The organism is Amycolatopsis sp. NPDC051903 (assembly GCF_044452505.1).
Lineage (GTDB): Bacteria > Actinomycetota > Actinomycetes > Mycobacteriales > Pseudonocardiaceae > Amycolatopsis.
This window is the reverse complement of record NZ_JBITBT010000034.1, coordinates 62469-81074: the sequence shown is the minus strand read 5'-3', so window position 1 is coordinate 81074 and position 18606 is coordinate 62469. Positions and strand designations below refer to the sequence as shown.

Here is an 18606-nt window from a genome sequence, read left to right as displayed (position 1 = left end):
AAGATCTTTTTCGTCGGAGCTCGGGCGGGGAGTCTTACTGCGACCCTTGACACAGCCGGGGTTGGGGCTGAGACTCTCCCGAAGTGTCGACACCTTGCGAAATCGCAGCGCAGCCATCAGCAAGGAGGAAACGGTAGTGAGCAAGCCAGAAGTCCGACCGGTTGGGGTGGCGGTCGGCTGATGACCTCGTCGAACGTGTGCCTGGACGCGCGTGATCTGCTGCTGGGCCACAAGACCCGGCGTGGCAACGCGTTCTCCACGGCGGTCCTCGACCTCAACCTCCAGATCATGGACGAGGAGTTCGTGGTCATCGTCGGGCCCAGCGGGTGCGGCAAGACCACCTTCCTCGAAGCCGTCGCCGGGCTCGTGCCCGTCGCGGGAGGTGCGCTCGAGGTGGGCGGAAAGCCCGTGAAAGGTCCCGGTCCCGAACGATCGCTGGTGTTCCAGCACGCCTCGCTGTACCCGTGGCGGACCGTCATGGACAACGTCCTCTTCGGACCGCAGGTGCAGGGCCGCCTGACAGCCGAGGTCCGCAAGCGGGCCGAGGAACTGCTGGAGATCGTCGGGCTCGCCCACGTGACCCACAAGTACCCGCACGAACTCTCCGGTGGCATGAAGCAGCGCGTGAACCTCGCGCGAGCACTGGCCACCGACCCCACCCTGCTGCTGCTCGACGAGCCCTTCGGTGCGCTCGACGCGCAGACGCGCGAGATCCTGCAGGACGAGCTCCTGCGCATCTGGCAGGCCGACACCGTCAGCTCCAAGAAGACGGCGATGTTCGTGACCCACGACGTGAACGAGGCCGTGCTGCTGGCCGACCGCGTGCTCGTCTTCTCCACGTCCCCCGCCCACGTCGCCCTCGAAGTGAAGATCGACGCGCCCCGTCCGCGCGACGCGGCCTGGCGGCGCAGCTCGGAGTTCCTCGCCTACGGCGACCGGATCCTGGAGGCGCTGCACCACAAACCGACCGGCGACACCGCATCTCCCTCCCCGGAAACCGCAGCTTCGGAAGATTCAGCGAGGAACCATGAGCACGGCGTCAACTCTGACCAGGCCGCCGACCACATCGGGGCAGCCCGCGGCGCTTGAGGGCAAAGGACTGTCGGCCTGGGTCCAGCGCCGGCGCACCGGCCTGCTCGGCACGCTGGGCATCGTGATCGTCCTGGTGCTGTGGCAGATCTGCAGCGCCACCGGGCTCGTCGACGTCTCGTTCAGCAGCAGCCCGACCCGCATCGTCTCCTCCGAGATCGACCTGTTCGGTTCCGGCGACATCTGGCCCGCGCTCGGCGCGACCGGCCTGGAACTGTTGTGGGGCCTGCTGATCACGTTCGTCGTCGGCATCCCCGTCGGTCTCGTGCTGGGTCGCAGCAAGATCCTGCACGACATGACCGAGCCGATGGTCAACATCCTGTACTCCGTGCCGTACGTGATGTTCCTGCCGATCATCATCTTCTGGTTCGGCATCGGCGACGTCTCGCGCATCCTGGTGATCATCTGGGCCGCGATCCTGCCGCTCATCATCAACATCACCGCCGGTGTGCGAAACCTCGACCGCGATTACACGCGCGTCGCGACGGTGTTCTGCACGCCGCGGCTGAAGTTCTTCTACGCCATCGCGTTACCCGCGACACTGCCCTACATCCTCGCCGGTGTGCGCCTCGCCGTCGGCCGGGCGCTGGTCGGTGCGATCGTCGCGGAGCTCTTCCTCGCCAGCCAGGGTCTCGGCTACTTCGTCCAGACCCAGACCTCCAACTTCAACATGGACAACGCCATGGCCGGCATCGTCATCCTCGCCGTCGTCGCCCTGCTGCTGAACGGCGCCGTGCGGATGATCGAACGCCGCTTCACCCACTGGGCAGGTGCACAATGAAGTACACCAAGGTTTTCACGGCGCTCACCGCTGCCGCCGCTCTCGTGCTCGGGCTCACCGCCTGCGCCGGCAAGGGCGGTTCGACCGCCGCGGTCAAGGCGGACGCCAACGGCGCGCTCCCGATCACGATCGGCTACACCGCGCTCGGCGCGGGCTATTCCGACCTGTACGTGGCCCAGGACGAAGGCATCTTCGCCAAGCACGGCCTCAAGGTCACGCTCAACCGGCTCAACGACAGCTCGCAGCTCGTCGCCGCGCTGTCGAGCGGCAGCGTGAACATCGGCGTCGGTGTCGCGGCGGACACGGCCGCCGCGATCATGAAGGGCGCCGACCTCAAGTACGTGGCGATGTCGGAGCCGCACTACAACCTGGAGATGTGGGCGAGCCCCGCGATCAAGACGATCCAGGACCTCAAGGGCAAGAAGGTCGCGATCTCCTCGCCGGGCTCGCAGAGCGACTTCGGCCTGACCGACCTGCTCGAGGCCAACGGCATGAAGCGCGAAGACGTGCAGGCCGTGTTCGTCAAGAGCGTGCCCGCCGAGGTCGCCGCGCTCGGCAGCGGCGCGGTGTCCGCGCTGCTGACCCAGCCGCCGAACGGCACGCAGAGCCGGGAGAAGGGCGCGCACCGCCTGGCTTCGCTCGCCGACCTGCAGTTCCCGCTCGGCGCCTACACCGTGCAGAACAAGTTCCTGCAGAACAACCACGAAGCCGTGAAGCGGTTCTACGCCGCGGAAGCCGAGTCGCTGCAGTACTTGCGCGGGCACAAGGCCGAGACGGTGAAGGCGATCAAGAAGTACAGCGGTGTGCAGAGCGACGAGCTCGCCCAGTACGCCTACGACTTCTTCCTGACCGTGTGGTCGAAGACGCCCGAGGTGGATCCCAAGGTGATCAAGCAGGCGTTCGACGAAGCCGCCCACAACGCCAAGAAGACGCCGCCGTCGGACGTCACGCAGTACATCGACAACACGCTGGCGGCCGCATGAGCGCGCCGAAAACCGCGGACCCGGTCTTCGAAGCCGGCTGGGCGCAGTACCTGACCGAACGGGACCTCGCCGTGCTCGAGGCGACGTCGTGGGCGAAGCGGGCCCCGTTCGGCTTCGGGTCCACCCCGCTCGTCGTCGCCGTCGACCTCTACTACGCCGCGCTCGGCTTGCCGCGCACGGACATCGTCTCCTCGGTCGCCGAATGGCCCAGCTCGTGCGGCGACCGCGGCTGGGAGGCCGTGGACCGCACCGCGCCGTTCCTGCAGGCGGCCCGCGACGCCGGCGTGCCCGTGGCGTACTTCCACTCCACCCCGGCGGAGTACGGGCGCTGGAACCGCAAGCCGGCGCCGGCGCTCAAGCCGAAACCGCGCGCGGTGGACCCGAACGCGATCGTCGACGAAGTCGCCCCGGCCGCCGGTGACATCGTGCTGCAGAAGATCGGGCCCAGCTGCTTCTTCGAGACGCCGCTGGACACGATCCTGCGCGCGGGCGGATACGACACGCTGCTCGTGGTCGGCGAATCGACCAGCGGGTGCGTGCGTTCGACGGTGGTCGACGCGTGCAGCCGCGGCTACCGCGTGGGCGTGATCGGCGACCTGTGCTTCGACCGGTTCGAGTCGTCGCACTGGATGAGCTTGTTCGACCTGAACCAGAAGTACGCGGACGTGGTGACCGCCGAGGCCGCCACGGAGTACCTGCGGGCCGGTACGCGGCAGCGAGGAGTGGCATGAACGACACCGGTCCCGACCTGCGCCGCTGGCTCGCCGAGGCCGAGCGCGAGGGCGAGGTGCAGCCGATCGAGGGCGCCCACTGGGAGCTCGAGATCGGTGCCCTGTCGCAGGTGAACTACCGGCGCAGCAAGCCGAAAGCCCTGTTGTTCGACTCCATCAAGGACTACTCGGCGGGTTCGCGCGTGCTGTCCGGTTCGGTCAGCAACCCGCGCCTGCTCGGTTCGGTGCTCGGCCTCGGCTGGGACAACACCGACGAGGACCTGATGGACAGCCTCGCGGTGAAGCCGGGGGAGTGGGTGGCGAACGCGGCCGAGTTCCGCGCCGTCACCGTCGCCGACGGCCCGCTGCTGTCCCATGTGGACGACGAGGTGGACCTGCTGAAGTTCCCCGTGCCGCGCTGGCACGAGGGCGACGGCGGGCGCTACATCGGCACGGGCTGCGCGGTCGTCACGCGCGACTACGACACCGGCCGGATCAACCTCGGCGCGTACCGCATGCAGGTGCAGGACGACGGCCGCTCGGCGACTGTGAACATCGAGGCGGGCAAGCACGGTGCGCAGCACCTGCGCCGCTGGTTCGAGGCCGAGGGCCGGGCGCCGATCGCCGCTTCGCTGGGCCACCACCCGGCGTACCTGGTCGCCGCGGGCGTCGAGGTGCCCGCGGACGTGTCGGAGTACGACTACGTCGGCGCGATGACGGGTTCGCCGGTGCGCACGATCGCCGGCCTGGCCACGGGCCTGCCTCTCCCGCACGACGCGGAGATCGCGATCGAGGGCTGGGTGCGCCCGGCCGACACGCGGCCGGAAGGCCCCTTCGGCGAGTGGACCGGGTACTACTCCGGTTCGCGCGACCCGATCCTCGCGATCGACGTCGAGAAGGTCTACTACCGCGACGACCCGATCCTGCTCGGGGCACCTCCCGGCAAACCGCCGCACGACTACTCGTACATGCGCACCGTGATGAAGTCCGCGATCATCACCGATTCGCTGCGCAAGACCGGGCTGCCCGGCGTGCGCAGTGTGTGGGCGCACGAGGCGGGTGGCGGGCGGTCGCTGCTGATCGTCGCGATCGAGCAGCGTTACCCGGGCCACGCGCGCCAAGCCGCGTACCTCACGGCGCAGCTGCCCAACGCGGCGTACATGAACCGGTTCACGGTCGTGGTGGACCACGACGTGAACCCGCGCGACCTCGGTGAGGTCGTGTGGGCGATGTGCGGGCGCACCAACCCGGAGCTCGACATCGAGGTCATGAAGCGCACGTGGGGCAGCCGGGTCGACCCGCTGACCCTGCCGGGTGAGCTCGCGTTCAACAGCCGGGCCGTGATCGACGCGTGCCGGCCGTTCGAGCGGCTCAAGGACTTCCCGGTGGTCGCGGAGTCGAGTGAAGAGCTGGTTGCGTCGGTGACCCGGCGCTGGCCCGAGGTGCTCGGCTAGTGCCCGACGCGGGCGTCGAGGACCTGCGCAAGGAGCTGTTGTTCAGCGCGTTGCACGGGTCCGACGGCGACTCGTCGCTCGCGGTCGCGATCTTCCGGGACATCGCGATCGGCATCGTGGAGGGCCGGCTCCTGCCCGGTCACGAGGTCAACTCGGCGGAGCTGGCCCGGCGGTACAGCACCTCCCGCACCCCGGTGCGGGAGGCGCTGCTCCTGCTGGAGCGAGAGTCGCTGGTGATCGTGCCGCCCCGGCGGCGGCCGTACGTGTCGCCGGTGGACATGCGGCAGGTCCGCGAGATCTACGAGATCCGCGGGAGCCTCTACGCGCTGGTCAGCGAGCTCGTCGTCGCCCGGGCGAGCGACGAGGGGATCGACGGCCTGCGCACGTGGCAGAAGCTGCTCACCGACGACGCGGAGCGGGGTGACGTCCACGCCTACTTCTGGCACAACGTCGGGTTCCGCAACGCCGAAGCCAGCTTGTCCGGCAACGGCGAGCTGCAGCGGCGGCTCAGCTCGCTGGGCCTGCAGATGCACCGGTTCAGGCACCTGAGCCTGTCGCTGCCGGGCCGGCTGCTGCACTCCCTGGCCGACCACGAACGCCTCGTCAACGCCTACGCCGACCGCGACGCCGCGCTCGCCGCCGCGGTGAGCAAGTCGCTGGTGCTGCGGGGCTACCGGGCGATCGAGCGGTCCGGTCAGGTGTGAACCCCGGCCCGGTGCCGGCCGGGCGCGCGTAACCGCCGTCTGTGTGCGTGAGGCCCCGACCCGTGCACAGGCGCCGGTCACCCGCGTCCGGCCGGTGCCGGGCCCGGCGCTATTCGCTGCCCGGTACCGGTGCCGCCTCGACCGACAGGCCCGACCAGCCCGATTCCTCTATCGCCTGCAGCCCGGCCGTGATGATGGACTTGGTCAGCGCCACCGCCAGTGGCGCGTCCCGGTCGCGGTAGGCCTCCAGGAGCCGCTCGTGGTCGTCGACGGAGCGGGTGAGCCGGCCCGGCAGCGACAGGCTCACGTGGCGCAGCTGGAGCGTCCGCAGGCCCAGCGAGCCGAGCAGCCGGGTCAGCTGGTGGTTGCCCGCGACCTCGGCCTCGGCCTGGCGGAACGTGACGTTGTGCCAGAAGTACGCGTCCACGTCGCCGCGTTCGGCGTCGTCGCGCAGGTGGGCCTGCCACTTGTCGAGCACGTCGAGGGCCTCGGCCGGAGCGGTGCGCACGATGAGCTCGCTGACGAGCCCGTGCAGGCTCGCGCGGATCTCGTACATCTCACGGGCCTGGCTGAGCGTCACCGGGGCCACGCGCGGGCGGCGGCGGGCCGGGATGTCCACGAGCCCTTCGCGTTGGAGGGTCAGCAGCGCCTCGCGCACGGGCGTGCGGCTGCTGGTGTAGCGGCGGGCGAGCTCCACGGAGTTGACGTCGGCGCCCGGGGGCAGCCGGCCGTCGATGATCTGCAGCGCGAGGTCTTCGACGATGCGGTCCACGAGCGACACGTCGGTCCGCCCGCCCCGCAGGATCTGGCGCAGGACGTCGATGCCGGGCGCCTCGCGGCTCTCGTCCGGCACGGTCACGGGGTCTCCTCGGGGGTCGTGGCGGCGCGCAGCACGTCGAGCATCTGCTGCGCGGCGGGCGGGTGGCTGGCGTTGAGCAGCCGGACGGCCGCGATGCGCCGGCGCGGCGCGGGGCCGGCGATGGCCACCGCGACGACGTCGGGCCGCAGGGCCACGAGCGCGAGCCGCGGCGCGGCGCTGATGCCGACCCCGGCCGCGACCAGGCCCTGCGCGGACAGGTAGTCCTCCGTGGCGAAGCCGATGTCCGGTTCGAACCCGGCCAGCCGGCACAGCGTGGTGAACGCCTCGTCGTACGGCGGGCGGTGGCTGCGCACCACCCAGCTCTCGCCCGCGAGCTCGCGCAGCTCCACTTCGGACTCGCCGGCCACGGGGTGGTCCACCGGCACGAGCACGCACATCGGGTCGTCGGCGAGGTGGATCCACTCGATGTCCGCGGGCACCGAACGCGGGTCGAAGTCGTAGTCCCAGGCCAGGCCCAGGTGGATGGACCCGTCACGCAGGTTCGCGGGCATGTCCGACGCGTGGGCCGAGCGCAGCACGATCTTCGTGTCGGGGAAGCGTTCCTGGTACGTGCGCACCACGCGGGGGATGAGATCCGCGCCGGCCGTCGGGAACGCGCCGAGCCGCACGTAGGACTGCTGCGCCTTGAGGTCCTGCATCTCCTGCTCGATGTTCGCGATCGTGCCGAGCAGGCCCGTGCTGCGCTCGGCCAGGATGCGCCCGGAGTCGGTGAGCTCGATGCCGCGCGGCCCGCGGATCATGAGCGTGACGCCGAGCTGCCGTTCCAGCAGCGCCATCTGCTGCGAAACGGCGGAGTGCGTCATGAACAGGGCTTCGGCGGCCGCGGTGAACGAGCCCCGTTCGGCCACCGCCGAGAAGATCTGCAGCCGCCGCGCTTCGAGCACCCGAGTCCTTTCCCGACCGCTCGCGCGGTCCCGCCGTCAGCCATCGTGGGTGAGAGCGTCGCCGCGCCTGGTCACATCACCGTCCCACGGCACCGGCGCGAGCTCCCACAGGCCCACCCGGGACAGCGCGCGGCGGGCGGTGTAGTCCACCAGGTCGTCGATCGTCCCCGGTCGAGGATAGAAGGCCGGGACCGGCGGCGCGATGATGGCGCCCGCTTCGGCCGCGGCGGTCATCGAGCGCAGGTGCCCGAGGTGCAGCGGCGTCTCCCGCACCATGAGCAGCAGTGGCCTGCCCTCCTTGAGGCACACGTCGGCGGCGCGGGCGACCAGGTCGTCGGTGTAACCGGTGGCGATCGCCGAAAGCGTCTTGATGGAGCAGGGGGCCACCAGCATGGCCTCCACGGGGAACGAGCCCGACGCGATCGTCGCGCCGATCTCGCCCGGCCGGTACGTGTGGTCGGCCAGCTCCTTCACGTCCTCCACGGAGAGGTCGCACTCGTGGCGCAGCGTGACGATCCCGGCCTTCGACAGCACGAGGTGCGTCGAGAAATCCGGCCGTTCGCGCAGCAGTTGCAGCACTCGCACGCCGTAACACGCACCGCTCGCACCGGTGATCGCCACGACGACGTTGCGCCGCGGAAGTCCTGTCCCCGTCACGGGCACCCGCCTCTCACTAGCACCCGATCGTGTTCCCGGGCTTCCGGTCATCGCATCATGCCGGGCCCGGCAGGCGCGAGGGGGCCGCTGTAAGAACTCCTAACCGGGGCCGACAGCAAAGCGCGCTGGTTGCCTCCGACCTCGGGACCTAGCGTCGAAGACCAGCGAGTTTTCCCCAGGCCATCGGAGGACTGAGAGGTGAGTCGGACGGACACCGAGGAGATCGTGCCCTACCCGGTCGTCGACACGCACGCGCACATCGTGCCGCCGTCGCTGCTCGCGGCGCTGGAGAAGGCGCCGGCGCACGGCTTCAGCGCCCGCCGCACCGAGAAGGGCTGGGTCGTCGACGTACCCGGCATGGGCGAGACCCGCCCGATCGGCGCGCGGATGAACGAGCCGGGCCCCCGAGCGGGCTGGCGCGCGCAGACCGGGGTGGCCAGACAGATCATCTCGCCGTGGATGGACATCCAGTCCGCGTTCCTCGAGCCCGCCGCGGCCCGTGAATGGGCCCACCTCGTCAACGACGCGATGGCCGAGTCCGTGCAGGAGCTGGGCGGCGGCACGACGGCGCTGGCGTCCGTGGCCACCGACGACGGCGAGCAGGCCGCCGCGGACCTGCTCGAGGTGTGGAAGCGCCCCGAGTTCACCGGCGTCATGCTGAGCACCGACCCGCTCACCGGGTCCGCGCCGCACGAGGCGAACTTCGAGCCACTGTGGACGGTCGCCGCGCGCGAGGAGATCCCGGTGGTGCTGCACCCGCCCACGTACGGGCCCTCGGGTGAGCTCGCCACGCTCGGCACGATGGGCAACGTCCACGGCCGGCTGATCGACAACACCGTGGCGATCACGCAGCTGATCCTCCACGGCCTGCTCGACCGGCACCCGGGCCTCAAGCTGATCCTCGTGCACGGCGGTGGTTTCCTGCCGTACCAGGCGAGCCGGCTCGACGGGGGCTACCGCACCAAGGAGGCGTTCGCCGGGGAGCTGCAGCGCGAGAAGCCCTCGGACTACCTGGGCGACTTCGTCTACGACACCGTGGCGCTGTCCTCGTCCTCGGTCCGGTTCCTCAGCGGGCTCGTCGGCTCCGACCACGTGGTGCTGGGCAGCGACTACCCGTTCGCGCTGGGCGACCCGCGCCCGGTGCACACCGTGCTCGACGCCGGACTGTCCGAAAGCGACACCGAGGCGATCCTGCGCGCCAACGCCGAGAAGATCTTCCGGAGGCCCGAATGACCCCCTCGACCTCGACCGCGGGCCCGCTCGCGGTCCGCCGCTGGGGCTCGGGCGAGCCCGTGGTGCTGCTGCACCCGCTCGCCACGTCGGGCGAGCTGTGGACGCCGCTGGCCGAAGCGCTCGCCGACGAGTTCCAAGTGTTCGCGTTCGACCTGCGCGGCCACGGTGAATCCGCGTGGGACGGCAAGCCGTTCTCCATCGCCGACCTGGCCGACGACGTCGGTGCGGCGCTCGACGCCCTCGGCCTTGAAACCGCGTCGCTGCTGGGCCTGTCGATGGGCGGCAGCGTCGGCGTGAACTTCGCCGGCCGCTTCCCGGGCCGGGTGCGCTCGCTCGTGCTCGCCGACACCACCGCCTACTACGGCGACGACGCGCCGAAGGTGTGGGCGGAACGGGCCGAGAAGGCCGTGTCCGTGCCGCGGGCCAAGCAGGTCGGCTTCCAGCTGGACCGCTGGTTCTCGCCGGAGTTCCGCGAGGCGAACCCGGCCGAGGCCGACCGCATCGTGAAGATCTTCCTGCGCACCAACAGCGAAGCCCACGCGGCGGCGTCGATCGCCATGGGCGAGATGGATTCGCGGGCGCTGCTGCCCGCGGTCACCGCGCGGACGCTCGTGCTCGTCGGCGAACACGACTACGCGACCCCGCCGGAGATGGCGGCCGCACTGGCCGAAGGCATCGCCGGCGCCGAACTCGAGGTCCAGCTGGGCCTCCGGCACATGTCCCTGATCGAACGGCCCGCGCTCGCCGAGCGCGTCCGCGCGCACCTGCGCGCGGGGGCCGCTGTCTCCACGGAGTCCGAGTGAAACCCGGCAGATTCACCTACCACTCGCCGCGCAGCCTCGACGAGGCGCTCGCGGCCCTGCAGGTGCACGGCGACGACGCGAAGGTGCTGGCCGGTGGCCAGAGCCTGATGCCGATGCTCAACTTCCGCCTGGCGCGGTTCGAGCACCTCGTCGACGTCAACCGCCTCGGGGCGGAGTACGCCGAGCCGACGTTCGGCGACACGCGCATCACCATTCCGCTGCTCGTGCGCCAGCGACAGCTCGAACGGTCCGAAGAGGCCGCCCGCCTGCTGCCCGTGCTCACCGAAGCGCTGCAGCAGGTGGCGCACCCGCAGATCCGCAACCGCGGCACGATCTGCGGCAGCCTCGCCCACGCCGACCCGGCGGCCGAGCTGCCCAGCGTGCTCTCGGTGCTCGACGCGACGTTCACGCTCGTGTCGTCGCGGGGCGTGCGCGAGGTGCGGGCGGAGGACTTCTTCCTCTTCCACCTCACCACGTCACTCGAGCCCGACGAGCTGCTCCTGCAGGTCAGCGTCCCGCGCCCGCCGGCGAACCAGTTCTCGGCGTTCCGCGAGTTCGCGACCCGGCGCGGGGACTTCGCGCTGGCCGGCGTCGCGGCGGTGTGCGAGTTCGACGCGGCGGGCGCCGTTTCGGCGTGCCGGATCGCCGCGGCCGGCGTCGCGCCGACGCCGCACCGGCTCACCGACGTCGAGGCGCTGGTCACCGGCGCCCGGCTCGGTGACGAGCTGTGGTCCGACGTCGAGGCCGCGGCCCGCGGCCAGGTCGACCCGACCGGCGACATCCACGCGAGCGCCGAGTACCGCAGCCGGCTCACCGGTGTGCTGGTCAAGCGCGCGCTCACCGACATCCGCGAGAAACTGGAGGCGAGCCGTGCGTGATCCCGTGACGGAGTTCCCCACCCGCACCGGGGACGAGACGCACACCGTCGGCTTGACGGTCAACGGCCGCGTGCACGAGGCCGTCGTCGACCCGCGGATGACGCTCGCCGACTTCCTGCGCGAGAAGCTGCGCCTCACCGGCACGCACCTCGGCTGCGAGCACGGCGTGTGCGGCGCGTGCACGGTGATCGTCGACGGTGCGGCCACGCGCTCGTGCCTCATGCTCGCCGTGCAGGCCGACGGTGCCGAGGTCGAAACCGTCGAGGGCCTGGCGAAGGACGGCGAGCTGACGCCGCTGCAGTGCGCGTTCAAGCGAAACCACGCGCTGCAGTGCGGGTTCTGCACGCCCGGTTTCCTGATGAGCGTGACGGCCGCGCTGCGCGAGCAGACCGTGACCGACGAGGAGCAGGCCCGTGAGGTGCTCAGCGGCAACATCTGCCGCTGCACCGGCTACACCGGGCTGGTCAAGTCCGTGCTGGAGGTCGCCGCCGAGCGCTCCGGAGAGGAAACCGAGGCATGAGCGACACCCTGGTCCCCGAAGGCACGATGATCGGCCGGCGGCTCGAGCGCCGCGAGGACGAGCGTCTGCTGACCGGTCACGGCGGTTACCTCGACGACCTGGACCTGCCGGACGCGCTCGCCGCCGCGTTCCTCCGGTCGCCCCACGCGCACGCGAAGATCCTGTCGTTCGATGCGTCCGAGGCGCTCGCGCTGCCCGGCGTGGTCGCGGTGTTCTCCGGCGCCGACCTGATGGAGATCCAGAAGCCGCTGGCACCGAAGGTGCAGCACCCGCAGCTGCGCGACTACCCGCGCCTGCCGATGCCGCCGGCGGAGCTGCACTACGTCGGCGAGCCGCTGGCCGTGGTCATCGCCGAATCGCGCTACCTCGCGGAAGACGCGCTGGAGCTCATCGAGGTCGACTACGAGGTCCTGCCCGCGGTCTCCTCGACCGCCGTGGCGCTGCAGGAGAACGGCCCGCTGGCCCACTCCGGCGACGAAACCAACGTCGCCGTGCTGCTCAGCCAGAGCGCGGGCGACGCGGCCAAGGCGCTGGCCGAAGCGCCGAACGTGCTGTCCGACGAGTTCTTCGTGATGCGCGGCGGCGGCCACTCGATGGAGACCCGCGGCGTCGCGGCGCGGTTCGAGTCGGCGACCGGGCAGGTCACCGTCTGGGACACCACGCAGGCCCCGCACTACGCGCGCCAGCAGCTGTCGGTGATCTACGAGATGGCCGAGGACGACATCCGCGTGATCGCGCCGGCCGACGTCGGCGGTGGTTTCGGTCCGAAGGCGCAGTTCTACGGCGAAGAAGTCGTGATCCCGTGGGTCGCGATGAAGCTGGGCCGCGCGGTGAAGTGGGTCGAGGACCGCCAGGAGAACATGGTCACCTCGATGATGGAGCGCTCGCAGACCCACCGCGTCGAGGTCGGCTTCGACAACGACGGGTTGCTGCTCGCGGTCAAGGACGTGATCGAGCACGACCAGGGCGCGTACTGCGCCGGCCTGCAGGTCCCGTCGATCACCACCTCGACCGTCCCCGGCCCGTACCACGTGCCGAACATCGCGATCGAGCTGCGCGCGTGCTACACGAACATGGTCCCGACGTCGTCGGTGCGCGGCGCGGGCCGCCCGCAGGCGGTGTTCGTGATGGAGCGCATGATCGACCGGATCGCCGAGCACCTCGGGCTCGACCCGGCGGAAGTGCGGCGCCGCAACCTGATCCAGGCCGACGAGTTCCCGTACAAGGTCGGGATCATGTTCCGCGACGGCAGTCCGCTCACCTACGACAGCGGCGACTTCCCCACGCTGCTGGAGGGCACGCTCGAACGCATCGGGTACGCCGAGGCCCGTGAGCGTCAGGCCGAGCTGCGCAAGGAAGGCCGCTACGTCGGCATCGGGCTCTCGGTGTACATCGAGGGCTGTGGTCTCGGCCCGTACGAGGGCGCGAAGATCCGGCTGACCAACAAGGGCCGCATCCTCGTCACGCTCGCGGCGGCCGGGCAGGGCCAGGGCTACGAGACCGTCTACGCGCAGATCGCCGCCGACGGCATCGGGCTCGACATGGACTACATCGAGGTCAAGACCGGCGACACGGCCCGGATCCCGTTCGGGCAAGGCACGTTCGCCTCGCGCATCACGGCCACCTGCGGGCCGGCCGTGATGGACGCGGCGAAGCAGATGCGTGAACGGCTGCTCGACACCGCGTCCGTGCTGCTCGGCTGCGACGCGTCCGAAGTGGACTTCGTGGGCGACAAGGTCTGCCTCGGCGGGGACCTGGAGAAATCCGTTTCCCTGCAGCAGCTCGCGCAGACCGCGAACATCGGCAAGCACGGCATCACGATGCCGCGCGGCATCAAGGCCGGCCTGGAGACGTCGAGCTACTTCTCGCCGGAACGGGCCGCCTACGCCAGCGGCGCGCACGCCGCGCTCGTGGAGGTCGACCCGGAGACCGGGGAGATCGAGATCCTCAAGTACGTGATCGGCCACGACTGCGGCAACGTGATCAACCCGCTGCTGGTCGACGGCCAGGTGCTCGGCGGCTTCGCCCACGGCGTCGGCAACGCGATGTACGAAGAGCCCGTGTACGACATCGAAGGCCAGCCGCAGGCGACGAGTTACCTCGACTACGCGCTCGTGTCGGCGACCGAGGTGCCGCCGGTCGAGCTGTTCCACATCCAGACCCCCAGCCCGCTCAACCCGCTCGGGGTGAAGGGCGCGGGGGAGGGCGGCACGATCCCGGCGCCGGCCACGATCGCCAACGCCGTGGAGGACGCGCTGCGGCCGCTGAAGGCGCGGGTGACCCGCGCGCCGGTGACGCCGTCGCGCATCGTCGACGCCATCCACGCGGCCGAACTCGCCGCGGCGGACCAGGACTGAGAGGCACCTGATGCTCATCGAGAACTCCTTCGACGTCGCCGCCGATCCCGACGAGGTGTTCGCCTTCCTGCAGGACGCGCACAACGTCGCGGCCTGCTTCCCGGGCGCCGAGCTCGTGGAGGACCTGGGCGACGACTCCTACCGCGGCAAGGTGAAGATCAAGGTCGGCCCGGTCACCGCGGCCTACCAGGGCGTCGCGAAGATCGTCGAGAAGGACCAGGCGCAGCGCGTGGCCGTGCTGCTCGCCGACGGCAAGGACAGCCGCGGCGCCGGCACGGCCAAGGCCAAGGCCACGATGCGCGTCACCCCGGCCGGCGAGGGCGCGCACGTCGCGCTCGAGACGGACCTGACGATCTCCGGCAAGCTCGCGCAGTTCGGGCGGGGCATCATGGCCGACGTGTCCGGCCGCATGGTCGGCGAGCTCGCCTCCCGGGTGCGCCGGCGGATCGAGAACGGCGGCGAGGAACCCGCTCGGCCCGCCACGAACGGCGCCGCGCCGGCGGCCGCCGCCTCGAACGCAGCCTCGAACGGCACCGCACCCGCCGCCTCGGCCGGTGCCACCGCGGCGGCGACCGCCACCGCGCCGCGTCCCGCCACCCCGTCCGCTGTCCCCTTCGACGAAGCACCGCCGATGAAGGCGTCGGTGCTGATCCGCATCGTCCTCGCCGGCTACCTCGAGCGGTGGGCCGCGCGCCTGCGCAAGTCCACCGAAGCCTGACTCAGAAGCCTGACCCACCCGTTCCACGCTCCGCACTCCCCGTCCCCCCGCTCGATGGCCGCCGGCGCCGTCCGTCATCGCTTTGGAGCTCACCCATGGCCGTCACCGCCGCCACGGCTCCGGTCGAACCGAAATCCGAACCGGTCCCGATCTTCGACATCGGGATCGACGAAAAGGTCAAGATCACGAGCTCGATCGGGCTCGGGGTCCAGAACATCCTCGGCATGGCCGGGCTGCTGATCTTCCCCGCCCTGATCGGCACCGCGTTCAAGCTGTCCGCCACGGACACCGCGTACCTCTACGGCGTCACGTTCATGACGTCCGGGCTCGTGGTGATCCTGCAGTCGGTGTTCCTGCTACGGCTGCCGATCGTGCAGGGCCCGTACGCCGGTTCGCTGGCCGCGCTGCTGGCCGTCGGGCACGGCAAGGGCGGGCTCGGCGCCGCCTTCGGCTCGATGGTCGTGGCCGGGCTGATCTGGTGCGTGCTCGCCGTGCCGCTCAAGCGGTTCGGGCTGATCACGTACCTGTCGAAGTTCGTGCGCGACCCGATCATCTGCGGCGTGCTGGTGCTGATCCTCGCGACCCAGCTCACCAGCACGGCGCTGCCGAACGTCCTGGGTACCCCGGGCAGCCCCGGGTTCCCCGGCATGAACCTGATCTCCGGCGCGGTGACGGCCCTGGTCGTCATCCTGCTCACGTTGCTGCCCAAGGGAACCGTCCTGCGCCGCGGCGCGGTGCTGGTCGCGGTGGTCGTCGGCACGGTCGTGTACGCGATCTTCGAGCCGACGCACTTCGCCGGGGTGGTGCACAACGTCGGCTTCACGGTGCCGCGGATCTTCCCGTTCGGCTTCGCCGTGCAGGGCGATCTGGTGCTGATCTTCTTCATCACGCTGCTGCCGGCGATCGCCGAGAGCATCGCGACGTACGACATCGTCGCGGGCTGGGGCCGGCAGGAGCTGTCGGGCTACCGCGTTTCCCAGGGTGTGTTCGGCGAAGTGCTGGGCAGCACCGTCGGCGCGGTGTTCGGCGGGATGTCGACGCTGGCCTACCCGGACAACATCGGCCTGCTGCGCGTGACGAAGGTCGGCTCGCGGTACGTGACGCTCGCGACCGGGATCATCCTGCTGGTGCTCGGCGGCCTGGGCCCGTTCGACCACCTGCTGCAGGCCGTGCCGCTGCCTGTGCTGGCCGCCGCCGGCACCGTCCTGTTCGGAGTGTTGTTCGCGAGCGCCATCGACACCCTCGGGGGCGTCCACTGGTCCCGCGACAACCTGATGCTCGCCGGGTTCCCCTTCATCACCGCGATCGGCGGCCTGTTCGTGCCGCCCGCGACGATGAAGGTCCTGCCGCAGGTGGTGCAGCTGGTCCTGCAGCAGCCGCTCATCCTCGGCACCGTGCTGCTGCTCCTGATGAAGGCCGGGTACGGCCTGCGCCGCAAGGCCGACTGAGCCGGCTCAGAGCGAGCAGGAGGTGGCCAGCTCCGCGGGAGTCGCACCCGCGGGGCGGGCGACCGTCGCCGAGGCGGGCGGGGAGGCGCCGCGCAGCCAGCCCGCCAGCGCGGTGAACGCCGTGCGGAAGCAGGGCCCGATCGGCCGCAGCCGGTCGGGGAACGTGTCGACGAGCCCGTCCACGTGGTTGCCGTCCTCGATGCGGTAGTAGCGGTGCAGCGCGCCCCGGCCTGCGCGCTCGACCATCCCGTCGTAGACGTCGGAGTCGCGGCTGATCGGCAGCAGGCTGTCGAGCGTGCCGTGCAGGGTCAGCAGCGGCCGGCCGATGCGCCCGGTGAGGGCCACGCGGGCGACGGCGTCGTGCACGGAGGTCGGCCGGGCGGCGTAGTCGTAGTCGGCGTCGCAAGCCGGAGTTCCACTGGTGCAGAACGGGATCCCGGCGGCGAGGTCGCCGTCGAAGGCCGGATCGAACTCGGCGCGGTAGGTGCGCTGGGTGAGGTCCCAGTAGACCTGGTCGTGGTAGGGCCAGAGGAATTCCGAGCCCGGCGCGAAGCCCGCGGCCAGGATCGCTTGGTGCGCCTGGGGATCGCCGGCGGCGTAGGCCGGGTAGTTCCGCAGCGCCGGCGGCAGGGACGTGAGCAGGTTCGGGCCGTCGGCGGTCCAGAGCGTGCCCTCCCAGTCGACGCCGCCGTCGTAGAGCCACGGCCGGTTCTCCAGCTGCCAGCGCACGAGGTACCCGCCGTTGGAGAGCCCGGCGGCGATCGTGCGGGCCGGTGGACGGCCGTAGTGGGCGGTGGCGGCGAGCTTCGCGGCGACGGTCAGCTGGGTGACCCGCTCGTTCCACTCGGCGAGCGCGTCGCCGGGGCGGCGCCCGTCGGTGTAGAAGTCGAGGCCCGTGTTTCCCTTGTCCGTGGCGGCGAACGCGTAGCCGGCCGCGAGGACGGCGTCGCCGATCGCGCGGTCGTTCGCGTACTGGCGGCGGGTGCCGGGGGAGCCGGAGACGACCAGGCCACCGTTCCAGTCCGCCGGCAGGCGCAGCACGAACTGGGCGTCGTGGTTCCAGCCGTGGTTGGTGTTCGTGGTGGACGTGTCGGGGAAGTAACCGTCGACCTGCACGCCGGGGACCCCGCTCGGCGCGGGCAGCCCGGCCGACGTCAGGCCCGCCCAGTCGGCCTGCACGGTGTGCCCGGTGGCGAGCGTGCCCGTGGTGGTCAGGTCGGCGAGGCACGCCTGTTCCTGGTGCGCCGCACCGGGCACGCGCACCGGGCCGCAGCGCGCGGCCGGGTCCGCGGCCGCTGCGGGTGCCGCGAGGACGGTGCCGGCGAGCAGGCCGGCCAGGGCGAGGGAGAGCCGCCGCGTACGCATGCCGGAACGGTAGGACTGGACCATCGGTGGCGGTATCCGGCGGGACCACACAAACCGGGCGCCGGTTGTGGTGTCCGGCACCGTGGGCACGCCCCGCGACCGTCCCTACGCTGAGCGTGACAGTGGTTGATGAAGCACAGGAGGTGGTCGGTGTGCGGAAGGTCCTCGTCGGGCTGCTGGTTTCGGCCCTGCTCGTGCTCCTGCCCGGCTTCGCGTCGGCGGCGGCGATCAAGGAGGTCACGGGGTTCGGCGCCAACCCCGGGGCGTTGCGGATGTTCGACTACGTCCCCGACGGCCTGCCCGCCGGGCGGCCGGTGGTGGTGGCGCTGCACGGGTGCACGCAGAACGCGGCCGGGTACGGCCAGGGGGCGGGCTGGGTCGAGCTGGCGCAGCGGTGGCGCTTCGCGGTCGTGCTGCCGCAGCAGTCGCCGGTGAACAACATTTCGAGCTGCTTCAATTGGTTCCAGCCCGCGGACACCGCGCGCGGGTCCGGTGAAGCGGAGTCGATCGCGCAGATGGTGCGGCGCGCGATCGCGGACACGGGTGCCGACGCGAGCCGGGTGTACGTCACCGGTCTGTCGGCGGGCGGGGCGATGACGTCGGTGCTGCTGGCGGCGTACCCGGAGCTCTTCGCCGGCGGGGCGGTCGTGGCCGGCCTGCCGTACGGCTGCGCCTCGTCGGCGCTCGACGCGTACTCGTGCATGTACCCGGGCAAGGACCTCACGCCCGCGCAGTGGGGTGCGAAAGTCCGGGCCGCGGCACAGTTCTCCGGCCCGCGGCCCACGGTGAGCCTGTGGCAGGGCACCGCCGACTTCACCGTTGCCGCCGCGAACCTGCGTGAACTCACGGAGCAGTGGACGAACGTCGCCGGAGTGCCGGCGACTCCGTCCACAACGGACACAGTCGGCGGGTTCCCGCACGCGGTGTACCGCGACAGCGCGGGCCGGGCGGCGGTCGAGACGTATTCGATCACCGGCATGGGACACGGCCAGCCGGTCGCGCCGGGCACCGGTCCGGACCAGTGCGGGCACGCCGGCGCCTACCTGCTCGCGGTCGGCGTGTGCGCCGCGGCGCAGGTCGGACGCGCCTGGAACCTGGCGTCCTGACGCGGGGGCCGGGTCGCCCGAGCTTGCTTCGCTGCC

18 protein-coding genes are annotated in these 18606 nt (G+C 71.1%); 14 read left to right on the top strand and 4 right to left on the bottom strand.

All coding sequences use genetic code 11. The features are described 5' to 3' along the window. Positions 1-180: 180 nt before the first annotated feature. From ACIA77_RS41210 to ACIA77_RS41185, 6 genes are read left to right on the top strand one after another with little or no spacing between them, the layout of a single operon-like run. Positions 181-1089 carry an ABC transporter ATP-binding protein gene (locus tag ACIA77_RS41210; RefSeq protein WP_395891581.1) on the top strand — a complete coding sequence of 303 codons (909 nt, stop codon included), beginning with the start codon at positions 181-183 and terminating at the stop codon, positions 1087-1089. Then, the gene (locus tag ACIA77_RS41205) at positions 1028-1870 is read left to right on the top strand and encodes an ABC transporter permease (protein ID WP_395891580.1); all 843 of its coding nucleotides are present in this window, start codon (positions 1028-1030) and stop codon (positions 1868-1870) included. Before ACIA77_RS41210 ends, ACIA77_RS41205 begins: the two co-directional genes overlap by 62 nt. Next, positions 1867-2853: an ABC transporter substrate-binding protein gene (locus tag ACIA77_RS41200; protein ID WP_395891579.1), complete on the top strand. Its 987-nt coding sequence runs from the start codon at positions 1867-1869 to the stop codon at positions 2851-2853. The genes ACIA77_RS41205 and ACIA77_RS41200 overlap by 4 nt, the downstream gene beginning before the upstream one ends. Next, positions 2850-3584, top strand: coding sequence for an isochorismatase family protein (locus ACIA77_RS41195; RefSeq protein ID WP_395891578.1), 735 nt, complete (start codon positions 2850-2852; stop codon positions 3582-3584). The genes ACIA77_RS41200 and ACIA77_RS41195 overlap by 4 nt, the downstream gene beginning before the upstream one ends. Beyond that, a complete protein-coding gene (locus tag ACIA77_RS41190; RefSeq protein WP_395891577.1) occupies positions 3581-5017 on the top strand; it encodes a UbiD family decarboxylase in 1437 nt (478 codons plus the stop codon). Before ACIA77_RS41195 ends, ACIA77_RS41190 begins: the two co-directional genes overlap by 4 nt. After that, positions 5017-5721: a GntR family transcriptional regulator gene (locus tag ACIA77_RS41185; RefSeq protein WP_395891576.1), complete on the top strand. Its 705-nt coding sequence runs from the start codon at positions 5017-5019 to the stop codon at positions 5719-5721. The genes ACIA77_RS41190 and ACIA77_RS41185 overlap by 1 nt, the downstream gene beginning before the upstream one ends. Before the next feature lie 109 nt (positions 5722-5830). Here ACIA77_RS41185 and ACIA77_RS41180 read toward each other — a convergent pair whose 3' ends face one another. Genes ACIA77_RS41180 through ACIA77_RS41170 form a run of 3 tightly spaced genes read right to left on the bottom strand, consistent with a single transcriptional unit; the run spans position 5831 to position 8142 of the window. Then, positions 5831-6580, bottom strand: coding sequence for a GntR family transcriptional regulator (locus ACIA77_RS41180; protein ID WP_395891575.1), 750 nt, complete (start codon positions 6578-6580; stop codon positions 5831-5833). After that, on the bottom strand, positions 6577-7485 hold the full coding sequence (locus ACIA77_RS41175) for a LysR family transcriptional regulator (protein WP_395891574.1): 909 nt from the start codon (positions 7483-7485) through the stop codon (positions 6577-6579). Before ACIA77_RS41175 ends, ACIA77_RS41180 begins: the two co-directional genes overlap by 4 nt. Positions 7486-7521: 36 nt before the next feature. Continuing rightward, the gene (locus tag ACIA77_RS41170; RefSeq protein WP_395891573.1) at positions 7522-8142 is read right to left on the bottom strand and encodes a UbiX family flavin prenyltransferase; all 621 of its coding nucleotides are present in this window, start codon (positions 8140-8142) and stop codon (positions 7522-7524) included. Between the two features lie 198 nt (positions 8143-8340). Here ACIA77_RS41170 and ACIA77_RS41165 point away from each other — a divergent pair, with 198 nt between their 5' ends. The 7 genes from ACIA77_RS41165 to ACIA77_RS41135 all read left to right on the top strand — a co-directional run bounded on the left by ACIA77_RS41165 (position 8341) and on the right by ACIA77_RS41135 (position 16099). Continuing rightward, a complete protein-coding gene (locus ACIA77_RS41165; RefSeq protein WP_395891572.1) occupies positions 8341-9375 on the top strand; it encodes an amidohydrolase family protein in 1035 nt (344 codons plus the stop codon). Beyond that, positions 9372-10178: an alpha/beta fold hydrolase gene (locus tag ACIA77_RS41160; RefSeq protein WP_395891571.1), complete on the top strand. Its 807-nt coding sequence runs from the start codon at positions 9372-9374 to the stop codon at positions 10176-10178. The genes ACIA77_RS41165 and ACIA77_RS41160 overlap by 4 nt, the downstream gene beginning before the upstream one ends. After that, complete coding sequence (locus tag ACIA77_RS41155) at positions 10175-11056, top strand: FAD binding domain-containing protein (RefSeq protein WP_395891570.1); 882 nt, start codon at positions 10175-10177, stop codon at positions 11054-11056. The genes ACIA77_RS41160 and ACIA77_RS41155 overlap by 4 nt, the downstream gene beginning before the upstream one ends. Then, positions 11049-11576 carry a (2Fe-2S)-binding protein gene (locus ACIA77_RS41150; RefSeq protein WP_395891569.1) on the top strand — a complete coding sequence of 176 codons (528 nt, stop codon included), beginning with the start codon at positions 11049-11051 and terminating at the stop codon, positions 11574-11576. The genes ACIA77_RS41155 and ACIA77_RS41150 overlap by 8 nt, the downstream gene beginning before the upstream one ends. Continuing rightward, positions 11573-13933 (top strand): xanthine dehydrogenase family protein molybdopterin-binding subunit, encoded by a 2361-nt coding sequence (locus tag ACIA77_RS41145; protein ID WP_395891568.1) that lies wholly within the window; start codon positions 11573-11575, stop codon positions 13931-13933. The genes ACIA77_RS41150 and ACIA77_RS41145 overlap by 4 nt, the downstream gene beginning before the upstream one ends. Before the next feature lie 10 nt (positions 13934-13943). Next, positions 13944-14651, top strand: coding sequence for an SRPBCC family protein (locus tag ACIA77_RS41140; RefSeq protein ID WP_395891567.1), 708 nt, complete (start codon positions 13944-13946; stop codon positions 14649-14651). A 95-nt stretch (positions 14652-14746) separates the two neighbouring features. Then, positions 14747-16099, top strand: a complete 1353-nt coding sequence (locus tag ACIA77_RS41135; RefSeq protein WP_395891566.1) for a uracil-xanthine permease family protein — start codon at positions 14747-14749, stop codon at positions 16097-16099. A 6-nt stretch (positions 16100-16105) separates the two neighbouring features. Here ACIA77_RS41135 and ACIA77_RS41130 read toward each other — a convergent pair whose 3' ends face one another. Beyond that, on the bottom strand, positions 16106-17464 hold the full coding sequence (locus tag ACIA77_RS41130; RefSeq protein WP_395891565.1) for a tannase/feruloyl esterase family alpha/beta hydrolase: 1359 nt from the start codon (positions 17462-17464) through the stop codon (positions 16106-16108). A 152-nt stretch (positions 17465-17616) separates the two neighbouring features. On the opposite strand from ACIA77_RS41130, the gene ACIA77_RS41125 reads away from it, so the two are divergent. After that, positions 17617-18570, top strand: a complete 954-nt coding sequence (locus ACIA77_RS41125; protein ID WP_395891564.1) for an alpha/beta hydrolase family esterase — start codon at positions 17617-17619, stop codon at positions 18568-18570. Positions 18571-18606: the final 36 nt, after the last annotated feature.